19 protein-coding genes and 1 pseudogene are annotated in these 22,658 nt (G+C 37.0%); 13 read left to right on the forward strand and 7 right to left on the reverse strand.

Translation table 11 applies throughout. The features are described 5' to 3' along the window. The 6 genes from CXF89_RS07420 to CXF89_RS07445 all read left to right on the forward strand — a co-directional run. A partial coding sequence (locus CXF89_RS07420; protein WP_145990805.1) for an LPP20 family lipoprotein occupies positions 1-544 on the forward strand: 544 nt, incomplete at its 5' end. Positions 545-549: 5 nt separating this feature from the next. After that, positions 550-1,029: a metal-dependent hydrolase gene (locus tag CXF89_RS07425; protein ID WP_024591267.1), complete on the forward strand. Its 480-nt coding sequence runs from the start codon at positions 550-552 to the stop codon at positions 1,027-1,029. Then, positions 1,026-1,562: a hypothetical protein gene (locus CXF89_RS07430; protein WP_121954236.1), complete on the forward strand. Its 537-nt coding sequence runs from the start codon at positions 1,026-1,028 to the stop codon at positions 1,560-1,562. Before CXF89_RS07425 ends, CXF89_RS07430 begins: the two co-directional genes overlap by 4 nt. 123 nt (positions 1,563-1,685) lie before the next feature. Next, a complete protein-coding gene (locus tag CXF89_RS07435) occupies positions 1,686-2,150 on the forward strand; it encodes a hypothetical protein (protein WP_121954237.1) in 465 nt (154 codons plus the stop codon). A gap of 36 nt (positions 2,151-2,186) precedes the next feature. After that, positions 2,187-2,465, forward strand: coding sequence for a hypothetical protein (locus tag CXF89_RS07440; RefSeq protein WP_121954238.1), 279 nt, complete (start codon positions 2,187-2,189; stop codon positions 2,463-2,465). 487 nt (positions 2,466-2,952) lie between these two features. Further along, on the forward strand, positions 2,953-3,714 hold the full coding sequence (locus CXF89_RS07445; RefSeq protein WP_121954239.1) for a hypothetical protein: 762 nt from the start codon (positions 2,953-2,955) through the stop codon (positions 3,712-3,714). Positions 3,715-3,773: 59 nt separating this feature from the next. Here CXF89_RS07445 and CXF89_RS07450 read toward each other — a convergent pair whose 3' ends face one another. The 3 genes from CXF89_RS07450 to CXF89_RS07460 all read right to left on the reverse strand — a co-directional run bounded on the left by CXF89_RS07450 (position 3,774) and on the right by CXF89_RS07460 (position 7,867). Beyond that, positions 3,774-5,036: an IS110 family RNA-guided transposase gene (locus tag CXF89_RS07450; RefSeq protein ID WP_121954240.1), complete on the reverse strand. Its 1,263-nt coding sequence runs from the start codon at positions 5,034-5,036 to the stop codon at positions 3,774-3,776. A 448-nt stretch (positions 5,037-5,484) separates the two neighbouring features. Further along, the gene (locus CXF89_RS07455; protein ID WP_121954241.1) at positions 5,485-7,113 is read right to left on the reverse strand and encodes a DUF4942 domain-containing protein; all 1,629 of its coding nucleotides are present in this window, start codon (positions 7,111-7,113) and stop codon (positions 5,485-5,487) included. Positions 7,114-7,183: 70 nt separating this feature from the next. Then, on the reverse strand, positions 7,184-7,867 hold the full coding sequence (locus CXF89_RS07460; RefSeq protein WP_121954242.1) for a ribonuclease HI family protein: 684 nt from the start codon (positions 7,865-7,867) through the stop codon (positions 7,184-7,186). Positions 7,868-8,033: 166 nt separating this feature from the next. Between CXF89_RS07460 and CXF89_RS07465 the strand changes: the two genes are divergently transcribed. From CXF89_RS07465 to CXF89_RS07480, 4 genes are all read left to right on the forward strand, one after another. Next, positions 8,034-8,711, forward strand: a complete 678-nt coding sequence (locus CXF89_RS07465) for a thioredoxin domain-containing protein (protein ID WP_121954243.1) — start codon at positions 8,034-8,036, stop codon at positions 8,709-8,711. Beyond that, positions 8,692-8,892, forward strand: a complete 201-nt coding sequence (locus CXF89_RS07470) for a hypothetical protein (RefSeq protein ID WP_121954244.1) — start codon at positions 8,692-8,694, stop codon at positions 8,890-8,892. The genes CXF89_RS07465 and CXF89_RS07470 overlap by 20 nt, the downstream gene beginning before the upstream one ends. 462 nt (positions 8,893-9,354) lie before the next feature. Next, positions 9,355-9,987: a hypothetical protein gene (locus CXF89_RS07475; protein ID WP_121954245.1), complete on the forward strand. Its 633-nt coding sequence runs from the start codon at positions 9,355-9,357 to the stop codon at positions 9,985-9,987. Positions 9,988-10,100: 113 nt separating this feature from the next. After that, positions 10,101-10,604, forward strand: coding sequence for a hypothetical protein (locus CXF89_RS07480; protein WP_145990806.1), 504 nt, complete (start codon positions 10,101-10,103; stop codon positions 10,602-10,604). A gap of 12 nt (positions 10,605-10,616) precedes the next feature. Here the strand turns inward: CXF89_RS07480 and CXF89_RS07485 are convergent, their stop codons facing one another. After that, on the reverse strand, positions 10,617-11,042 hold the full coding sequence (locus tag CXF89_RS07485; RefSeq protein ID WP_024590290.1) for a hypothetical protein: 426 nt from the start codon (positions 11,040-11,042) through the stop codon (positions 10,617-10,619). After that, complete coding sequence (locus CXF89_RS07490; protein WP_024590291.1) at positions 11,039-11,563, reverse strand: hypothetical protein; 525 nt, start codon at positions 11,561-11,563, stop codon at positions 11,039-11,041. The genes CXF89_RS07485 and CXF89_RS07490 overlap by 4 nt, the downstream gene beginning before the upstream one ends. 478 nt (positions 11,564-12,041) lie before the next feature. Here CXF89_RS07490 and CXF89_RS07500 point away from each other — a divergent pair, with 478 nt between their 5' ends. Next, on the forward strand, positions 12,042-13,994 hold the full coding sequence (locus CXF89_RS07500) for a helicase-related protein (RefSeq protein WP_180961385.1): 1,953 nt from the start codon (positions 12,042-12,044) through the stop codon (positions 13,992-13,994). A 72-nt stretch (positions 13,995-14,066) separates the two neighbouring features. Here CXF89_RS07500 and CXF89_RS07505 read toward each other — a convergent pair whose 3' ends face one another. Beyond that, the gene (locus tag CXF89_RS07505) at positions 14,067-14,495 is read right to left on the reverse strand and encodes a hypothetical protein (protein ID WP_121954248.1); all 429 of its coding nucleotides are present in this window, start codon (positions 14,493-14,495) and stop codon (positions 14,067-14,069) included. A 63-nt stretch (positions 14,496-14,558) separates the two neighbouring features. Next, complete coding sequence (locus CXF89_RS07510) at positions 14,559-15,350, reverse strand: hypothetical protein (protein ID WP_121954249.1); 792 nt, start codon at positions 15,348-15,350, stop codon at positions 14,559-14,561. 210 nt (positions 15,351-15,560) lie between these two features. On the opposite strand from CXF89_RS07510, the pseudogene CXF89_RS21565 reads away from it, so the two are divergent. Further along, a pseudogene (locus tag CXF89_RS21565) lies at positions 15,561-16,334 on the forward strand (DUF4165 domain-containing protein); the annotation flags it as partial. Between the two features lie 351 nt (positions 16,335-16,685). Beyond that, on the forward strand, positions 16,686-22,490 hold the full coding sequence (locus tag CXF89_RS07515; protein WP_257983187.1) for an Ig-like domain-containing protein: 5,805 nt from the start codon (positions 16,686-16,688) through the stop codon (positions 22,488-22,490). Positions 22,491-22,658: the final 168 nt, after the last annotated feature.

Consider the following 22,658-nt stretch of genomic DNA (forward strand, 5'->3'; position numbering starts at 1 on the left):
TGAGTGGGTACTCGCACCACCAGCGTCGGATTCAACCGGGTTTTATGGTGTTGGTATTGCACAATCAAAACAACTTAATCATTCTCGTCGTGCCGCTCGATTACAGGCTGAGTTTGAATTGGCTAAGCAAACAGGACAAGAGCTGTCTGGTTCTGAACGTTCATTTGAGCAAGGTGGTGCAAGCGGTGATGTTAATACGCAAACTACATTTTTAATCGACCAAATAGTAGATTCGATACCGGTAGTGGGTTACCAAATAGTAGATCAAAAGCTCACGACTATTAACGGTCAATTCCACGCGTATACTTTACTGAAGTTGCCGTATGAAGAATTTAATAAAGCATTACAGCAATTGAAAGCGAAGAGTAATAATAACGCTGTTCAAAAGCAATTTGATGACTTGGAAAGACGCTTAGGTAAACGTCGTGCTGAGAAGGAAAAGACCACTCAAGCTGAGCACAACCGTGAATTAGAACTAATTGAAGCTCGTACAAAAGCTTTAAATCCAAGCCACGAAACTAAAAACAACTCTACTAAAGGTTAAAGATAATGATGTTTAAAAGCCACCTTGCAATAGCAGCTGGTGGCTATCTCGTAGCTTTAGACTTTTTAAGTGATAAATTTGAACAAATTAACTCACAATTAATACTGGGTGGTGCATTAACCTTAATCGGCGCTTCGCTGCCAGATCTAGATCATCCAGGTTCGTTCATCGGTCAGCGTTTTAGATTTATATCTAAGCCAATAAGTTTTGTTTTCGGCCATCGAGGACTAACACATAGCATAATCCCCTTGGCCGTTATTCTGTTTGTATATGGGCAATCTGCTCCGTACTGGCTGCTATGGCTTTGCTTCGGCTATGCAATGCATTTGGTCGGTGATTACCTTACTGACAGCGGGATACCTCTCTGTTATCCGATAACGAAAAAGCGTTTTAAATTTTTATTAGTAACTAAAACTAACACTATTGGTGAGCCAATATTAGTCACTGTTTTCTTAGTTGCATGTTTTCTATGGGTGTTTTTATGAATAAAAAATCTTTTGACAAAAATTATAATCCATTCGGTACAGATCTTAATGAAGACCTGTGCCAAATAATGTCTTCTGGTCACTACCAGCCCGGCGAAATAATTGAGAACGTTACAATGTTTGATGTTACTCAATTAATCGAAGAGGTTGTTCTTGAGGATGCTATTTATGAAAAAAATAGAATTTTGTATAAATTAGACTATTTCGATTTAATAGTTAGACCCCTTGAGTCTGTCTCCAGTTGGAGAGGCGAAGAAACCGTTAGCAGCCTTTATTTTGAAAGCAGAGTAAAGAATTTTTCATTCTTTGATTATCAGCTACTTTCTGAATTCAACCTACGTTTCAAACTTCTAAAAGTATTCATTAACAATGAAAATCAGCTTTGCTTTTGTTTCCCTTTGATTTTAGAAGGTGTCACTACAGAGCATTTGCTTGGTGCAATACACTCTTACATGACTGATTTGCAGAGTGCACGGAAAATGATTAAAGAGCTTGTATGCACAAAAGATATGGACACTACATCAAAGCATTAAATATTTATAAAAGAAATAAGGCGAAGCATAAGGCCGCGCCTTATTTTTACCACCCCAGCTTAGTAGCCTGAATATACATTTAGTATAAATTAGTGCTCTGTTGTTTCCTAAAAGGTAATTATTGTGAAAAAACCTACAAATTCTAAATATTCAGATGATCAGGTCGAGTTTTTAAGTTTGAATGTGAATAAATATTCTTTGGCAGAGCTTACTAAGCTTTTCAATTCAACATTTAAAACTTACAAATCAGATTTAGCTATAAAGAACACGCTATTTCGCAACAATATAAAACGTCCGAAGCCAGCGGGGATAAGTGAAAATACCCTTAAAACCTTTTTTCTGGGCAATACAAATTGCACTGCCGATGAGTTAACGAGACGATACAATAAGGAGTTTGCAAGTAACCTATGTACAGCATCAATTAGAATTAAGCGCAGAAAGTATGTTGAAAAAGTTGTAGAAGAAGAGGAGAGAACGCTTGCGTTTACTAAGTATGATGAAAGTTTAAACCCACATATTAAAGAATTAATATCGTCAAACTGGGGGTTATTGCTAAGCAAGCAGCCGGCAAAAAAAAGCGCAGCATAAATACCTGTTAAAAATTGAGCTTAGAAGGAATTTTAAATGTTTACAGATGAGCAAAAACTATCATGTGCTGTTGGTGAGTTAGTCCATAGCTTAGGGAATTTAATTGTGGATGAAGATTTGCGCTTTGGAGGCTTAACCGTGGCAGATGGTGAAATATTGCAAGCTCTAGGGCAAACGTTACGAACGAAAGAACTGAGCGATGAAAAACCAGTGCTTCAAAATGCAGGAATAAAACCAAGTTTACATTCACGAGCAGAAATTGTTGAGATGGCAGAGGCTATATTGCTAAAAGACTCTGAAAGCACAGGCAGTTAAATCATACTCATTGCTACAGCATTAAAAACAACTGTTTAATCGCTTATAGTTAATAAAGTAAGTTGGTGATAGATACATGATTATGTTTGAAATAGAGAAAGCTGGCCCTGTTGCCGGCTTTTTTATTGTCAATTCAATGAAGAACCATTAAACCTGTTAAAAAAGGTGAGTCTGAGTGAATTAGCTCATACCAGATCTTACAGTTTTGACTAATAGGTTTAGATTTATCTGACAGATATGAGCGACAAGCGTATATTGTTCTATTTAATTTTTCTTTAAAGTTTTAGAAAACTTAGTTATAAAAATACCTTAGGTTATTTGTTAAAACTATATAAAGTAGATAAATGAGCGTTAAGTCGGCAAAAATATGCGCGATGGGCGCACTATTAAATTGTTATATACCTTTCTAGAATTGGTGTTATCCCCGTCATTTTTGTGACACAATTTACAATTAAAAATTGAAAAATTTACCAGTAGGGGCAATTAGGTGGGTGTATGTTTATTAACAGGAAAAGAAGGGAAATATGTTAAATCCCACATAATTCCTAAATCATTAACTAGGCCTTCTAAACCAGGGAATAAATTTATTCAACCTGCTCAAAATCCAACTAAGAAGCGTTATATTAAAAGAGCCGATAGCTGGTATGACAAATCTATTGTAATTAGAGAAGGCGAAGACTATTTATCAGATATTGACTCTTATGCGATAGATGAATTAAGAGCTCAAGGTTTACTTTGGTCAAGCGATAAAATTAGAGAGCCAGCAACTGACTCGGTAAACGAGCTAACAGTTGTTAGCTTTAATGAACCGGTCAAAATAAGAAAGTACTTTTTAAGCTTGTTGTGGCGTGCTGCCGTTTCATCGTTACCTGAGTTTAAGGATATTATTTTATCTAAAAACCAAATAGAGCTGTTGAGAAAAATTATAGTAGGGGAAATGGAAGATGATTTAAGCCTTTTTCCTACTACTTTAATTCAATTAACAGAAGCAGGCCCTGCACACAATTTAACTCCAATTAAGCAAAGAGTCGGTGCTGACGGCAGAGAAGTCTATCGATTTTATATGAATGGTTTAATTGCTCATGTTCATCTCCATAACCCGAATATGGCTGTTTTAATGAATCCAGTTCCATATGATCACCCTATGTTTGTTGGAACTGAGCGAACTATCGTTATTCAAGTTGAAACGAAACATTCTTTTCAGTTAAATAACTTGAGAAAACATACTAACCAATATTCGCATAAATAAGAGTGTATTGGCGCAATCGGTATATAACAACACGCCCTGAGGTGGACGACTAGTAAAATTTAGCTATTAATTGCAAATTTTAAAAGTGGTGAGCCTCTGCGTTTTAAGGCCGCTAAATACGTCGATTCATCGTAGGGCGTATTCGTTTTCCAACACTTAAATACAATCCTTATCCATTTAAATGCCAGTGATCTAATTATGCTGTTATGCGGCTTACCCTTGGCTTTTTGTTGCTCATAATACGCTTTAGCCCAAAACGAATAACGAATAGAAAAGCCTGCCCATTCCACAAATGTTTGCCTTAAAAAAGTGGGGCAACTATAACGCCAATGAGTCCACATTTTTTGACCACTGCGCTCAATAACAGGCGCTATACCAGCGTACTTTTGAAGCTCTGCAGCATCATTATAACGCGCACGATTACTCCCAAAAGCAACAAGTAAACGTGGGGCGAGTTGTGGACCTGCGCCGGGTAAGCTATCAAATATCTTTTTATCCTGCTGGGCTTTATAAGCCGGTTTTATTGCTTTATCGAGCTTTTCAATGCCCTTTAATAACACTTTAAATTGCGTGATAAGCACTTCAACGAGCATTTGATTAGGTACAATTACTCCTTCGTCCAGAGTTAATGGCATCGCATTTTTAATACTATCTAGTCGTGCATTATTGACCGCGCAATAGTGTGAGTTATGACTCTCAAAAAAGTCGAGTAAAGTCTGTTTTCTTGGTTTTTTAACCGCAGTGAGTGATGGCCACTTTTGAATGAAATCGCAGAATATATACGTGTCTTTTTCTTTAAACCATTCAAGGGCCTGCGGGTAATAATTCTTTAATATCGCCGTTATTTTATTGGATAAATCGACACTGTCTTGCACTAAACTTCGGCGATATTCAACAAGCTGAGATAGCGAACGCATAGCTGCTGACTCGGGCTCAATGACAGAGAGCTTGTCCATGTGTAACTTAAGAATTTCAACTTGCAGAAAGGCATCTGATGGGTCATCTTTTGCGCCACTGGGCGTAAAAGCCTGGCGGTATTTAGCAACAGCACAAGGATTAACGGTGAATAAAGTAAGGTGGTCGTATTTAGCTAATGCATAAATAAGCGGCCCTTTTTTAAGTTCGCAAACAATCGCTATTTTCTGCTCTGGATAACGCTGCTTAATATCCATAGCCCATTCATGCAACGCTTCAGGTGTGTGTTTAATAACGGTGTAATGATATTTATTAGTGCTTGTTGGATGCTCACAAATATCATGTTTTTTATCGGCCCAATCAATGCCAATGAGTACAGCAAAATTATCAACGTTATATACTTTCATTTTATAGCGCCTACGGTTAAAGTTAAGGACGGAATGTGCTTAAATCTCGTTTCTCGCAGGTCTTATAGATAGTCTTGGTCGGCAATCCCTGAGTATGCGTTTTGAAATCGAGGTGCTCTGTTGGCTCGAACGTCTTGTTAAAAACATTAGATGTTTGGCATTCAATATTCGTAACCAACAGAAGCATATTCCACTTAATATAATAGTCAGTTACTTTTAAATTAAGTGACTTGGTCGAACTATAAGTCATTTCAGCAGGACAAAAAACAGTTGGTTTTTGCTCGTGCCTCGCTTATTTTAACTAACTATTTTATTGCCTCTGAATGAGGCGTTACGAACGTCCGCTTCTGGCACATATGCGACTGTCAGATTTGATTAAGTCCCGTTAATTAAATCTGACAGATTAAGTTAAGACTTATTTTGTCAAGCCCCTTCAATCACAATTACGTTAGTTTAATTTTAAAAACTGAGTACCCACGTTTATTTTTAAATTACTCTGAAAAGCTTGCTTTGCACAATCAATATCAACACCATCTATTTCTTCGGCCGCTTGTTCTGGGGTATTTATCCATCCTCGTAACCTACCAAATTCGACATTAAGGCGCGCTATAAAGCCCTGATTAATTTTGCGGTGTATATTACCGTTTTGATATGCCCGAGCAGTGAATAATACAACTTTCTTTTGAGCAGTGTGATCGAAGTAATGGAATGTTCTAAGCTTACCTGGTTCCCACTCTTCAACGGTACTTGCTCGCTCTTGGCCTAGCGTATCAAAGCCCAAGTTGTGTGCAATAGTAATTAGATCATCTATTTTGTTTGCAGAACTTTTTGAGAGCCCATTTATTCTATCAAATGAATAGCCGCCAAAATTGCCATAATTACTTGTAATTATTCGGTAGTCCAATGCAAATCTATCTAACCCGGATGGTTTTCTATTATAAAGCCATTCAGAGCGCCCAAATGTTCGTTGATTTGATTTATACAAAGTAATGTTAGACTCGCCAATTAAACTCTCATAAACAGATACTAATTGTGAGTCTATGTATTTATTCACGTTTTTTACTGCCCATTCAGCTATGGCATAAGCATTTTCTTTCGTGAAGTCAACGTTAACATTCTTCATCAACAAGGTTTGCATCTCTTCTCGAGTGCTAGTACATAACTTATCAGTTATTGGAGTAAAGCGATTAAATAGCTCTTTCCAGTATTTGTTTTTTAAAGATTTAATACGAAGTTTAATAGCAGCATAAATAGAGTCGATCGAAACGTTAAGCTCATCTAAAATACTTCCATCTACATGTTCTAAGCCTTTATAAGTGATAATAAGCTTTTCTAAACTGGCATCATAGTGGCTTACCAATGTACTTATTAGGTCGCCACCAGCTATTATTTCAAATTTATCAGGTTGCACATTCTGATGGAGCGAGTCTGCTTTTCTTGCAGCACTACCTTGTGCATCTATATCGAAGTTATCTGAAAACCATGCTGCAAAAGGGTCTACATCAACGGTGGCTCTATCCCATCGTCGCGAAGCACATTTAGATAAGCTTATATGAATGACGTCTACGGTGCATCGTGCTGGCCGATCTGCAGAACGATAGTCAGAGTTGCCTATTACCGTGAAAGTTGCTTTACGGCGAGCTAATGCGTCTTTTATAGCTTGGTTATTACTCCAGCGTGTAGGCAAAATTAAATATACGTCCGGTGCTAGAGATTCCGCGATAATTTTTGAGGCAAACTCAGAGTACTGGGTAAATGGTGGGTTGCAAAATATAACTGATGTTTCAATATCTATAAGCGTCTGGGCCATGAAATCAGTGCCAACAATCATAATATCAGCGGGTAAAGCTCGAATTAGAGGCAATGATTTTTCAATTGCATACTTTTCACCGTATTCATGTGCGATTGCATTAAGCACACGACCATCACCAACACCAATATCTAGCACAGAATAGGGCTTGTCGTAGCCTAACAAGTCGATGTGTTTTTTTATTAATGCAATGTCTGAATCTAATGTTGGATAAAATTCAAAATCACCAAATTCTCTTACTTCTTCAATAAGTTTAGCTATACCCATTTTTTGTGCCTTTGATTTGTTTCAATACGAACACAATACAAAGAACGAGAATTCACGCTACCGAATGGGTTTATACACTTTTATGAATTTGTTGCGTTTGGGAATATGCAATAGCGGCATTTATATGCTCACATTTTAAATTCGCGCATGAACAGGAAAGGGGATTTAAATTGATAGCATATAATTTAGAGTTTTGTATAACGCTAAATCCAACTCCTTTGTAGTAATGAACCGCAGTTATTTCATTTAATCGCTGTTCATTTATATCTACGACGTTGGACGGGTTATTATTGCCTTTGTTGCTATCAATAACACTATCAAGCTGCTCTCTTTTAGTATTAACTTGATTATCTGCAAGGCTAGTTCCCTCTAATGCATCCTGACTAAGCTTGTCGGCATGACTATTGTTAATTCTCTTGATCCAACATAATTCAATAAACTCTAACTCATAACATAGCTTCATAGCCCGCTTATTAAGGATGCGTAAGGCAGCGTCATTACAATTCCATACTCCATTTAGCTGATTAATCACTAACTTTGAATCGCCATACACTGTGGCTTTACGGATGCCAAGCTCAATTGCTTTCTCTAAAGCATATATAAGCGCACTGTATTCCGCTTGGTTGTTAGTACCGTGCCCATTAAATATTGAAACCTCGGCGACCACATTGTTTTGCCCATCAAATATAACTGCCCCACATCCGGTAGGACCAGGATTAGGATTACATGCCCCATCGAAAAATATTTTATGCATAAATTCCCCCTTAATTTATATGCACAATATCAATATTCGATTTTTAGGCTACCACTTGAAATAAAATTATTTAGAAAGGGGGTTTTGGGTATCTCTATCTTTTGAGATTAGTTAACTGAACACGGATAATTGATTTCATAGACATAAATCATAACTAGGAAAAATGATGTTTAAAGTGATCATAACGGCAGGGGTTTTATTATTAACTGCAATGACAGCTAACCCAGCCAATGCGACAGATTTCAAAGAAGGGCTTCACTACGATACATACGCATCTTCAAAATTAACAGGTAAGCCTACATTTATCGAATATCTGAGTTTCTTTTGCCCAGCCTGTGAAAATCTAAACACGTTTCAAGATGAGATTTACCGTTCTGTGCCAAAGGGTGTGATCAAGAGAAGGGTGAGTGTCGATATTATATCAAAAACCAGTCCAGATGGTTTTTTAGCCTTATCTAAAGTCATGGCTGTTAGTGATGAGCTTTATCCCGAGATTGGTAATTCATTAGTCGATTTAATATTTGTGGCCATACACAAAGAGAAAGTGACAATTACACCATCGTTAGTGGAGAAGTTAATCAAGGTTGTGGATGAAAAGTATGAAGCAGATATTTGGGCGCTATATAACAACCCGAAAACAAACGAAGTGGCTAAATTCACTCTTGGAAATCAAAGGTTGATGTCATCGAGAGGTATGCTGAGTACAGTTCCACGCATCATTATAAACGGTCGTCATGTTGTTAAATTTGATGGTTTGGATAAGAGTGATTTTTTTAAAGAGCTTCATGAATTAACTAAATATTTGGTAAATAAGGACTATGGTAATGATGAACATAACAACTAATTTAGAAGATGTAGAATTTATTGAGAATCAAATTATAAGTGATCCTGCAGCAAGCTATTGGCTTAAGGAACAAATTAAAGAAAGTTCAAATCGCGACATATTAGATGTTTTAAACGACGTTGATATTTTGCGTTCTATATTAGCTTTACGTCACGAGGCCATAAAGACGGCAAGGGGTTAAAAACACTTGCAAATCAACGCCTTATGTCCGATACTGCCTAGTATTGGACATAAGGCGTTGTTTTTAATCAACTTTATTGTTTTACTATTATATTGCCAGCCTCAAGTTCATCCAATTACAGATATTCTATTACCAATAAACTTACCCATATCGCACAAAGTGTCCGTCTAAATGAGCTTATTTGGTAATATCCATTACTGAAACCAAAAAAGTTGAGTTATAATAAAATAATATATATGCCATATATGGTATAAAAATTAAATTATAATATAGAAATTCAAAAATAATTCATGCAATTAATTGTTTTATTTATCAACAAACTCAATGGCTTGTTGAGCTTAATTTGTTAGGAAACAGATTTAAATTTCGACCTATACGTAAAATTATGCATTACAATTATAAGTGCTTGTAAAAGGATTTTTGAGCCTAAAAACCAAAATAAAATATGGAAATTATCTGAGCATGCTTACAAAAAAGTTTACCTATTTATTAAAAGAACTAAAACAACCTCATAGTTCAAGTCTCTACATCGCGTATGCTGACACTTTAAAGCAATTCGATTTTGATAAGCAAGATGCTCCCCACCAGCAGTGGATAGAAGCATGGCTTGAGAGCACACCTATTAAATCAATAGAGCTTACAAACCAAGGCATTTATGTTGGAATTACTATTAGAGAAAAGATTTTAGAAAAGTTTTCATTTATTTTAATAGATGCCTTAAAAATCGAAAATACCGCTACTTTACCTGCCGCACAAAATGATATAGAAAAAATAACTGAATTAGAAATAGAAGCATGGTTGGAATACGATTCAGATTGGATGATAACCTTGCTGACAGCAATATTTTGCAAAAACATGGGGATAGACAGTAAATATATAGATCCATACTTAAATGGGCGCCTCTCTATTTATGCAGACTCTTTCAATGAAAGGCTTTCGCTTGCCACAATAGCGATTGAATTTATAGAAAGTGGAGAAATGCCTATTAGTGATTATGAAAAAATCTTGGATTTCTTTGGGGCATTTTTTATATTGGCATTCTGTGAAGATGACGTACTTAAACAAAGAGTTTTGAACACTATAGGTGATATTTGAGCCCTATCACCCTATTTGTAACTCTTGTTTTGGTTAATTTTATTCTAAGATTAAAAATTAGGTCTACTTCATCTTCATGGTTACTCAAGCTTATATTTACACTTGGCGTACCTTTGCACGAAGCTGCACATTACATTTTTGCAAAAACCCTACTTTTAAAAGTCACAAAGACGCAATTTTTACCAAACTTCAAAGATAAAAATAAAATGGGGTTTGTTCAATTCATACCACACAGAGGACTTTTGGGCGCTCTTACCAATATGTTGGTAGGCATCGCCCCCCTGCTTCTTGGTTTCGCTATACTTGTCATTCTATATAACCAGGAGAAAAGCACTGATACAAATGCACTAAGTTATCTAGGTATTGGCTTAACAACTGTGGTTGTTATGCAAAGCATGATCCCATCATGGCAGGATATAAAGATAGCGCTAAAGGGCCTTTGTATCACGCTCGGTTTGCTCGTTGTAACTTCCCTTGCGTTCCCAGTAAGGTGGGAAAATATCATCTCTTATGAACTGTCTGCCCTACTAGAAGTGGTGTCACCGCACCTTATGGTATTAACCCTATATCAAGTAACAGCAGTTTTAGTCTTAACTGTTCTCAAAACTAGAAATTAAATAAGCACTGAATTAGGCTGACTGTTTACTGGCAGCTAGCTTAGTAGTTTTATCTAAATCTTTTATAAAAGACTTCCAAATACCAGTATATTCTAAGACTGAAGATTGCTTACTCAATGAGTTAACCATTTTTACTGTCAAAGTAATTAAATCATCTTCGGCAAATTGTAACCATAAGCACTGTTCCTGTTGCATTATTTTGTTCGGATGATCAGAAAATGCCAACCATAATAAAATGCTGATACCATAATCTGCGTCAGTGAGTTCTATATTTTCAAAAGGCCGCATGGCTGAAGAATAATAGCTATTAAGTAGCATCTTCTTAATTGCAATTACTTCTTTTGTTGAGCCTGTTGGATTTTTGATAATCTGAAGGCATAAATTCCTATATAAAGGAGTGTTTATAGTGTTCAAAGCGCTATCTATATAAGCTTTCATATGTTGCTCAACTCTTTTTGTGTTGGCTCAATAATCTCTGAGCTTTTAAAATCTACGTCGCTAAATCGTTCAAGCAAGTATGGCTTACCGTTACCCTCAATAGCCCAAACATCTTCCCCACTTACAACAAAAGCAAGTTTATAGCTTTTGCTTTCAAATTGCAGATGCCTTGCTTCACTTGCCAAGATTACTGGGTTACCGGAACACGTTTTCATATTTGAAAATAAGTCTTCAACATCAGCGCTTATTTGTCTCGATATTAAAGTACCTGTGAGCGGCATTTGAGCACCACCTACAGACAGCCCGCTTTTAGAAAATTTATATTCTAATAACCCATGAATTTTAATTTTTCCCTCACATTTAGCCGGGTTATATACCCAGTGGCCACTGAGTTTTTCAAAGTCGTTATCGTGAACATTTACAAAGGTTAGACCAGGTGCTTCTTTCTCATCAGAAAATAGAGAGTCGCAGCCAGCTATACATATCGATAACACGGCTGCAAGTAAGATTCGTTTATTCATATTGAGACCTCTTCATTAAAAACACTATGTTATCCATACTTTATGAAGCCCGCAAAAGTTAGAGAGTGCAAATAGGTGCCCTCTAAATTTTTGAAGCTATAAATATGCAGGGTAAAATAACCTAATTAACAATCAACAAACAAACGAATGGAAAAGACAAAAGATTTACTCAACCAATTAGTTGTAGGGAATATCCAATTTCAAGATTTTCTTAATTTGGAGAGTGAGCTTGCTGAATTAATGCAAAAAAGTAGTTACTCGAAACCAGTTCTTCACGAAGATACACCGCTGTCAATTTTATGCATGAACCTATATCAAGCAATAAAGGCTGCAAATAGAAAACAGAGTGCGAGCGTGAAGATTTCGAGCTTTTACAGTAACCCGCTTTGTAAATACTGGCTTAGTAAAGCCCAGTTAGCTTTGCAGAACGGTAGCTAGGTTATTGGATTGTGGTTTAATAATGGGAAGGAGAATTTACATGACAAAATTTGAAATTTATTCCAAGTGCCCTGCTTTGTATTTGCCATCTAAGGTAGAAGATTACACCTATGTAATTGATAATTTTTCTAATCTAAAAACGTGTATAGGCCATGAAATAATAGTTTATGGCTTAGTGAGTAAGAAAGGCGAGCACACATCACAAAGAGGTGTGCCATACACTAGTTACCTCTTAACAGATTCTGACGATTCTGCTTCTTTCGTATTGTTTGGTGATGAAAACTCCCGCGTTAAAGAAGAAAATAAACCAATGCATATCAAGGGTGTAATCGAGCTTGTAAATGGTAAGTATCAAATCAATAAAGCCTCAATTATTGATGATGAAAAGGCTGGTAAAATTGTACCTGTATACGATGGAATTAAAGGTAAGCTAATAAAGGCAGACGCAAATAGATCACTACAGAGCAATATAGGTGAAAGCGAAATTAAAAAAGGCAAAGACCAAATATACTTAGAGTTAGAGCGTTTGTTTGGCAAATCTGTTGAAAGCGTATTAGTTGAATTAGGGTTTGCAGGTACGATGTCAGTCAATAACCTATTATATAAAGCTCACAATCCTAAATTAGTACATGAATTTTATAAATCAATTGAGATGTTAAAGCGACTAAGTACCGCATTAATGGCCGGGGCTATATTAAAAGAACGAAAATGCGTGCCGACTACCACGCTTCAGGTAACCACCAAAATTGATGAAAAATTACTTACCAAATATATACCGTTCACACTAACCGGTGAACAGTTCTATGTTGCTAGCCAAATCATAGATCGTTTGTGTAATGGGCCTACTGCGCTTGATGGCCTACTAATAGGAGATGTTGGGACAGGTAAAACGGTTATAATGGCAATGTTGGCTAGACAGGTTGTACTTTCACAGACTAACAGCAAAGTAATATTCCTCGCCCCTAATGTCTCATTGTGTGAACAACTAAGAAAAGAAGTTTGCGCGATGATACCTGAAGTTCAAAGCGCGTTAATATGCGCAGGTAATAACTCATACGCTAATGAAGCGCGTTTGATATTTGGTACCACAGCCCTACTATTCAAGGAATTTAATGATGTTGAACTCCTCATAATAGATGAGCAACAGCAATTATCAGTAGAGCAGCGACGCCAAATAAAGTCCACACACTATCTTGAAGCGTCAGCTACACCGATACCAAGAACACTGGCGCTTACAAAATACAGCAGTGACAATGTTTTTTATCTCAAGCAGCAGCATTTACCGAAAGAAATATACACACGAATAGTACATAAAGAGCAAGGCTCTGACCTTATGCGCTCAATCCATGAAACTTTATCTTATGGGTGTAAAGTCTTAATTGTTTGCCCAAAGCGAGATAGCGAAGGGAGTAGCAATAAAATGATTGATGCTGAGTCGTTAGCGAGCAGTCTCAATTCACACTTTCCCGGCTTGGTGCGTGTATATCACTCGGCGCTTGATGATGAGGAATGCGAAATTGTACTTAATGAGTTTAAGACACATATACCAATAATGGTTTCAACGTCAAAAATACAAGTAGGGTTAACCATACCTGATTTGCGCCACTGTATAGTTTATGGTGCAGAACGCTTTGGCCTTACTACTCTACATCAAATACGGGGTCGATTAGCGCGCACACAACCGCAAAGCGGAAGTAATTGGGGGAAGTTTGACTTATTTTTACCTAATAAGCCCTCTGAATCCACTGAATTTAGATTGAATGTATTAACGCAGAGCAGTGATGGTTTTTATATCTCTGAAAAAGATCTCGAAATACGTGGAGCTGGAGAGTTATTGAGTGGCGGTAAAAAACAACATGGCTCTACAGACTCATTAATTAAAAATATAAGTATAGACTTAGGAAGATTAGCTTCTGCAATTGAATATTTTGAAGCTAAGGGAGAAAAAATACTCCAATCCACCAGCCCTGTTAAAATTCATGAATTAGCTTGAAAGCTTGAGTTGGCATTAATTGTAAAGTTAATGCCAGTAGTTGAGAGTCGTTAGAGGAATACGAAATAGCGTTTATGCAGCAACGTTCACAAGAATAGGATTTTTAGATAGTTTTGATTTTAACCTATGCAACCTTACTCGGTCGCGCATTCCAATTTTTCGTAGAGCGAAATCATGGATTGTAAAATCAATTACTTTAATACTGGTTAAGCTTGGTAGTGCAGGGATAATTGAACGAGAAGCACCCTGCCTGTAAATTGAATTAGGATTTAAACTAATCGGCAGTGGTTTTGTTCCTAGGTCTATGAAATCACCTTCCCATTCTATTACTAACTCTGCCCCCCGCCCGATTATCCTTTGGTTTGGGCATACAGGATAGCCTTCAATGAAACCATAAATGCCAACCCCACCATATATAGAATCTTGATGAAGATTGAACTGTCCGTTTTTTAAAATTGATATAAGTGATTTTGGAGAACATACATGATTGAATTGAATCAAACTAAAATCTGCCTTTTACAGGAGAATTAAGCCGCAATAATTATTCATTTTGCGGCACTAAAATTATTGTTGTCTTTGTTGTGCTTTAACAGGAAATTTACTACAAGCAATCATATCCTGACACATACGATTTATATTTCTCAAAATTATATCCGACCCTAAGCCAGCGAAATTTGAAGTATATTGAGCCAGCATAAAATGCCCAATATTTAAGGTTGTAGGCCAATCCATTTTGACAGCCATAGAGCCTCCTTTATGGAATACGCTAGCAAATAAACCATCTTCTTGGCGCTCGAAATTAAACCCTTTGTCTTTATTTTGACCGTGGTTCATAAACTGGCAACTAGTCGTGATACCAAGGAAAACAGCGATAACAACAGGTAGTTCTGTAAGCATGATTTGGACACTAAGCTTTTTACTCCAGTCGTAACGCTTGTCACTATGGTCATTTGGGTTAATGCGAACAGCCCCTTCAATCATAATCGTGTCAAAGCTAAAATTTCTACCTTGGCTTTTTCTAGTTTCACTTAACTTAAATTGCAATGCCGCACGTTTAGAGTAAACGGGGAACATTGTGTAATCTCTTTCGTTTTCACTGTCATTTTGAGGAACTTGTTCTTGATATTGCTGATTATTCGTCAGCCCCATAGCTGTCCCTTGCTGAGCTTGTATGTCGTTTTGAGCATAACCATTTACTTGCGAATGTGGCCTGGCTCTATGTAGTGGATTGTTAGGTTGCTCAGTTGCATGGTCAGAGGCAGGCGCTTGCCCGTTATTATAAGAACTTTGCTGTCTATTAGAGCCATTGTTAAATGAGTTCTGCCTTGGTGAATTTTGAAAAGGGTCTGCTTGCATTGGTCACTCCTAAATACATTAGTTATCTTGTATGTATTTATATCAAATTTGTAAAAGCACGCTACTGACTAAATTCGCCTAGATCTACTTTTTACTCTGTTACTGAATAAAACTCAAAACTTAGAGGTGCCCTTTTGGGGTGCTCTAATATTTCGGTAGTTGGTTTAATTTTAATATCATGATGTAAATTTGGGGATTTTAGGAAAAATCATGAAATCAGAAAGTAAGTTAATATGTAGGTTTCTATTTGGCATCTGTGCATTAATATCCGCAACATCGGCTAATGCAGATATTGTTCAATATTCATTTAAGCATTCGCAGACCGGTTCAGACACAATAATGGGTTCACCAGGCTCCACTGAGTATCTTAGTGTTAAGAATACACTTGCGGTATATTCTTCAGCAGGCTTAGATCGAAAAATAAAAATTAAGATTGTTAACAGTACTGGGTCTACTGTTTCATGGAAAGAAACTGGAATTATAAGTGCATCAGATAGATTTAATGTTGGTGAAAAAAGTTACTACGGTGATACCGTTATACTTGCAGCTCCTTCGGATGGTCGTTATAGCGTTGTTCAAGAGATTCTAACTAAAGATAACCAAATAGTAGAAACTTTTAGTAAAGAAATTATCATAGACACGCTAGCTCCAACCAGTAGTCCTAAATTGAGATCTAATTCACATGGCTATTCAAATGACACCACATCGGATGTTTGGAAGATGGGTATTGCTGGTAGCTCAGACCATTATGTGTTTTTAGATGACATTGAAGATGATATTGGTGTTCAAAAAATAACTATTCGAACCCTTAGACAAGATGGAAGTGAATATAAGTCAGCAACACTCGGATATAATATAACCACTAAAACTATTCAATATAATTACCATGATCTTTTTCCTGTATCTAATTTGGATGAGCTGTTTAATGTCAAAGTCGATATATATGATTTAGCGGGAAATATTAATACAGTTTCTCAGCCAGTTTATTATGATAACTATGCCGGCGCTCCATCAGAACCGTATGCAGTTTACGATCCTGATTCTAAGACAAGCATCGTACCGGGTACTACAGGTTATGTACCTTATGTTGCAGGTATGGGTGTTAAGACGAATCCAATCAAGATAATTTACCGACTTGATAAGAATAATTGGTATTCTTTTAATGAAGCTGGTCTAAAAATTTCAAGCCGTTTTGGTGGCGCCGGTCTTATATATTCCGACGAAAAATATGCATATATTACTTTCACATCTCCTATAAATTCCTTTAATCAAAATGACGTTAAATGGGTAAATTTCGGGTCATGGGCTGGAGGGAGCATACAGTATGATTTGGTATTGGAACCAGGCGTTCCTGAAACTCCAGAATTCGGCGCTGATGCACAATTCTATTATTCTGATATTGGCTGGGATACTTGGAGGAAATATTATATTTATAACGATCGCCTTCCTATTTCGATTCCTAAATTGAAGGTAAATGTATCCCCCAGAACGTTTGAACAAACTGTTGAGTTTAAAGGGTTCAAATGTATAGTTCCTACAGGTGGATCATCTTGTATTATTACATTTTCAGCTCCATTAGAATTAAAAAAAGGGACTACTGGATATATTCATAATGAGATTAATATATATAACGCTGAAAAAACACTTTACGCGCAAAGAAGGTGGGCAGAAGTAGAATGGAATGATGCGTACTACCCAGAAATTAGTACAACTTACGATGAAAGTTCGACAAAACTAACTGCTGAAATTTACCAACAAGGGCAAGGCAGCTATTTTGGTAGGCTTACGTTAAGTAATGTATGGATTGAAGACAAGGCGGGTTCTGTATTTGACGTACCTATAAAAAGAATAAGTTCGAATGGGGGCTATTATGTTTACCAGTGGGAATTGAAAAACCTACCTGAAGGCTCGCACGATATAGTTGTTGCCGCAAAAGAAAATCATGGACCTATATCAAAAGAATTAGCTGTAACTTTTAGTTCAGATAGAACTGCACCAATAGTTGAAATTAATTTTAGTAATAATAGTTCCACAATTCCTAGCCTCGATAATGTTGTAATCACTGCATACGATAATCAATCGGACATAAAATTTACTGATATACAACTTCTGGGTGGGCCTGCAAATGAAAACGTATATCTTGCTAGCTCTTCATTGGGCTCAGATAAGTATGGTCTTCTATATCCAGTTCTGTTTCCCTCAGAAAATACAGCAGGTAATTATAAACTTAGAGTAAGTGTTACAGATACCCAAGAAAATACAACCACGGTAGAAGAAAGCTTTTTTTATGATCCTCCACGTGTATCACTCATTGATGGTAGTTCGTCAATTGTTTTACCAAGTATTAGTCAAAACCTGTTACGCCCTTCAGGTGCTAAACCTATTCAATCAAAAGAGTTAACGGTTAAAGATGGTAATGTGCTTAGTGGTTCTTATCCTATTTTTGCTACATTAAGGAGTGATGCTGTAGGCAGTGTAGTTATACAAGGTGTTACCTTAAATCCAGGTGACACTAAAAATATTACTAACAGCTACAACTTTTCGAACGCTGGTGGAAAGTATAATCTTGATTTTTATCCTGCAGATGTTTCAAATAATGCAAAGGGTAGCCTACTTATAGGCACAACAGCCCCTAATGCTCCCGTTTTAGTATTTGCCTACGAATTTAAAAACCTAGAGACAAAACGAGAGGTAATGACTGAACCATTTGCGGTAATCGAAGAGATGACCTCGGATGTTTCTTTGTCTGAAGTAAGTCAGTTTTGTAAATCATTAACACATGATGTTGAAGCAGCGAAAAAAAGCGATCCTTACAATTCAGCTGTGTGTTTAGTGACACATGTTATAAGTGCCGTAAATAAAAAAGAAGTAACGAAAAGCGGTAAAGTTTCGTTTAGTGGATATATGGACTCCCTATCGTATGAAAACCTAAAAGTACGAATTAGCACTTATTCAGGCTCAAATAATTACACTTTGGGCGAATACACTTATGAAATACACCCGAAAACCCCAGATGGAACGATTAAGTCATCACTAAATATTGATACGTCAAGAGTCTTACATAAAATCGAACTTACTGAGTTTACGGCCACATTCGATAACTTTACAGGCTGTTCGATTACTGGAGATAAAGGTATAGCCATGGATTATGCCTTTGATAAAACGGCGAGCAATGGTGAAACTAAGTGTTACCTTGAATGGATAAAACTACCGATTGGCATAGCAAAAGTCGGAAGTAGTGTTACAGCAAAAGGGTATGCTGACGTTGTAGGCGCTAATACAACCTCATGGAGACTATCAATTTTCCATGATGGTGATCAAAGCTTAGTATTGTCTTCAGGGTCGGTAGTAAGCAACGTGGTCATTCCAGAGAGCCCTAAATTACTCGAAACCACTTTAAGCTATAGCAACGGTAGGCAGACTAAAGGTATTGCGCATTTACTTAGAGATAGCAACGCAAAAGTTAAGAGCATCCAATTCGAAGTAGAACCTAGAGACTTTGTTCAAGTAATAAAACTAAATGGACTTACTTGTAATGTACCAATTGGTATTAATGAATGTCGTATCGCACTTGATATTGGACCTTTAGGTGAACAAGAAACTATCATTACTGGAATGATCCCATTAAATACGCTAATTGATTCAATAATTCCATATTTTACGTCATTAAATGAAGGTAGTTTCGTCCATAAGCTAGATTGGGATTACACGCCACCTAAACTAGTGAAGGTGGCGATAAACAATAAAAGAGACGGCACAGTGCTAGTTGAAGATGTTGATGGGACTGAAATAAAACTAAATGAAGATGAAGTTGCACTAATATTATTCAGTCCATTCACTGATTTAAAAGATGAAGAAACATGGAAATTAGCTAATTCAAGCTTATACATTGCTTCTAATGAAGATATAACGTTTGAACAGTCAGTGTTTATTGATAGAAATCATTTCTTCTTTATTCACGATAAAATTAACTTAAATGATGAAAATAAAATTTTAGCAGACGATATTCAAGTCTATGGTAATTATATTGTTTACCGCTATAGTTTTAAATCTCTACCAGATGGTGCGTTTACCTTTGATGCTGATTTGCGTGACGAATTTACAAATGGCCAAGATTATAAGCACGACACCTTTGTAATGCAAAGAACAGCACCAGAAATTCAGTTAAGTCATCTACGTGATAAAGCGAGAATGATAGACGGTGTTTACTTTGCTACAGACTTTGGGGCTGTTACAAATCCGGGCTGGGATAGTAAAAATACGATAATTGAAGCAACGTTTGGCGGCGAAAACCTAACCTTAGTCGATGACCCTGCTGATCCACGAACTTATGTTAAATTTTTTACTGGTGACTTAGACACATTAACTCCCGGTAAATTATATCCCCTTATCATTAAAGCTAAGGATACAGCAGGAAATATAGGTGTATTTAACCAAGAGTTGACCTATGCACCATCTTTTTTCAACATCAAATCTAGTACAGCTACAACAGAGTTATACCAACATGTTCAGCGTGGTACTGCGTATGTATCTCAAAGCAGATACCTTTGTAACTATGTCGCTTCACAGGAGCTGGCAAGAGAGATCTCACGAGAAGCCCGTAAAGGATGCTACGTTAAAATTGATTCACTTCCTGATGGGATGAGCACAATTTGGCAAGGTTGGGCTCTTAAAGTAACTGGCTCTATTAATAAATTATCTGATAACGAAATAGAATACAGCGCCTATGTCGTTAATCCAGATGGTCAAGAAGTTAGAGTAAGTCATGAAACCTTTTCTTACGATATAAAACCTGCAGAGACAATGACCTTTGAAATGTCACCAATAATCAAGCTAGACGATAGCGTTTACGGGGTCATACCTGAAAATCCAGTTCTAGCTAGATATACGTTGGAAAATGTATCCGGCGAAATAAATATAAACGTTACGCGAGGTGAATATTCTAATAGTGAATTTATGGCTCAACGTAGTCATAAGCCCATTTATGAATTATTAGGTGTAATACGTGATGATGATGCTAACAAGCGTAACGTATTTGATAGATACCCATTTAAAGTTGAGGCTGCATACAACTTATCCCCTCAACACAACGCGGGAACATACGGTGAAGTGATTGTTTTACCTTCACGCAGAGTGGCTTTAAATTTAACGATGGAAAGTAACGACTTAATTTTAAGTACCGATGATGTAAAAGTAACGGCTCATATTGGTGCATGGAACTGGCAAGAAAAGCAAAGTGACTATGAAGTTTTATCGATGGGTGAATGGGATGTTTACCTCGCATATAAAGACAATAAAGGGAAAGAACAACGTATATCAGATGTAAAAACCAATTCAGCAAATGGACAGGTTATTTTCAATTTAAGTATTGAGGATATATTTAGAAAAAGTAGCGGTTTTTATGCAGTAGCGGAAGTTAAATCGCCTCACCCGGAATACACAAAAAAATTAACATCTACACCGATATTTATGCGTATTGTGCTAGGCACAGGTGTAAGTGGTGAGCTGGCGAGTAATCAAGTGCGTGGGAAAGTGCCGTTTACTACATTAGTTCGCTATGACTATGATTCAATAGAAGATATGGTTGCTGGTAATGATGCGGTGTGGCTTAAATCTAAAGACAATAAAAACTGGGAGACTATGGATGAATATAGTGGCAGAAGCGCAATACCGTTTTTTATGGGTGAAGCGGGTGATTACTATGTTAAAGCAAAAATCACGAACAAAAATACAAATGAGTCAACGACTACGCAAGCACTTAAAATAAGCGGTTATGATAAAGCTAGCCTTGTAATCAGTGGACCTTCACAGGTTTATGATGGACAAGATATGAAATTAAAAATGCTTGATTATGTAAAAGAGTTAACTGATTACGACGGCATAGCTCAATGGTCTCGTGATAATGGTGCTACGTGGATTGATGGCTCTCCACAGCAAATATTAGTAGCAACCGGCGAGCAAGAAATAATTTTAGGGCGTTTTAAATACCATACGTCTACTGCTGGTGCGGGTGATGATGCATGGGCACTTTCACGTTTTTACGTAAGGCCTGTCGGACCAAGAACCGTTATGGCTCAAATCAAAGCAACACATCTCGTTGAGTTAGGCGTTCCTATTAAAGTAGAAGCGCAAGTTTTAAATCTAAATGGGGGGGTTGATTTACCCATAGTTTATCAATGGTCTAAACCAAATGGGGAAACGAGCGATGAAGTCATATTTGACTACACACCTGTAGAGAGCGACTTAGATGCTCAAGGCCGGTTAAACTTCAAATTAAGTGCGTGGGTAAAAGGATATAAGTCTGAAACATTTAGAGAAACACAGCGTAATTTAGAAACGTGGAAATATGTTTTTCCTGAAATGAATATAGCTGTAAGAAGTAATATATTGGTCGCACCAGCTACCATTACGGGCATGATAGAGGTTCAACGTAAATTTATGCCTGGTATTACATATGATTATGAATGGATACAAGAAGATGGCATAGAAGCAAGAACACCAACTAGAATTTATAGTGAGATAACCCTTAAAGATGCAGGCGTTCATGAGCTAAAAGCAAAAGTGACTGACAGCCGTGGGATGAGTCGTATATTGAGTAAATATGTTGATGTAATTGAGCCAGATGAAACGAAAGGTACTTTTATCCATTTTCCGTCGAACCGATATAGTCGCGCTCCATTAGGCCTTGTAACTAGAGCCCAAATGACAGGAGGCCATCCAAAGGACTATATAATAGATTACAAATGGTTCGTGAATGGGGTTGAACAAGAAACGCTACAATCGCGTAGTCCAATGTTCCGCTTTGAAATTGAAAATCCGGGCAGTTATGAGATAAAAGCAGTTACAACGAGTCAATATGGCCAAGTAACTGAGGTTATCGAAAATTATACAGTTAACGCTAATTCATTACCTGAGTGTGTCAGTGATCAACTTGTTCGTTCTGGAACAATCCGTATTACTGCTAACTGTAAAGACAATGATGGTTACGTGATAGGTTACGACTGGTGGTTTAATGGCGAGTATGTAGGCCGTGGCGCCGCATCTACTCAGTTACGATTCAGTGAATATCCAAGCATGACAGTCAACTATGAAGCAATTGATGATGCTGGTGGACGTACAAAAGGTTCATTTAGCTGGTAGTTAAGAAAAAAACCATAGCCCCATCTAATGCAATATTAGATGGGGCTTTTTTCGTTTTTAACCCCTCTTAATTTCATTCAGAAAATTACAGCACCTATATTGGTACTCTCTATTTTTTAACCTTTCAATTTTCATGCTTGATAATAGAGAAAATTATCAAGGGCGACC

Source organism: Pseudoalteromonas sp. MelDa3 (genome assembly GCF_002863625.1).
GTDB classification, from domain to species: domain Bacteria; phylum Pseudomonadota; class Gammaproteobacteria; order Enterobacterales; family Alteromonadaceae; genus Pseudoalteromonas; species Pseudoalteromonas arctica.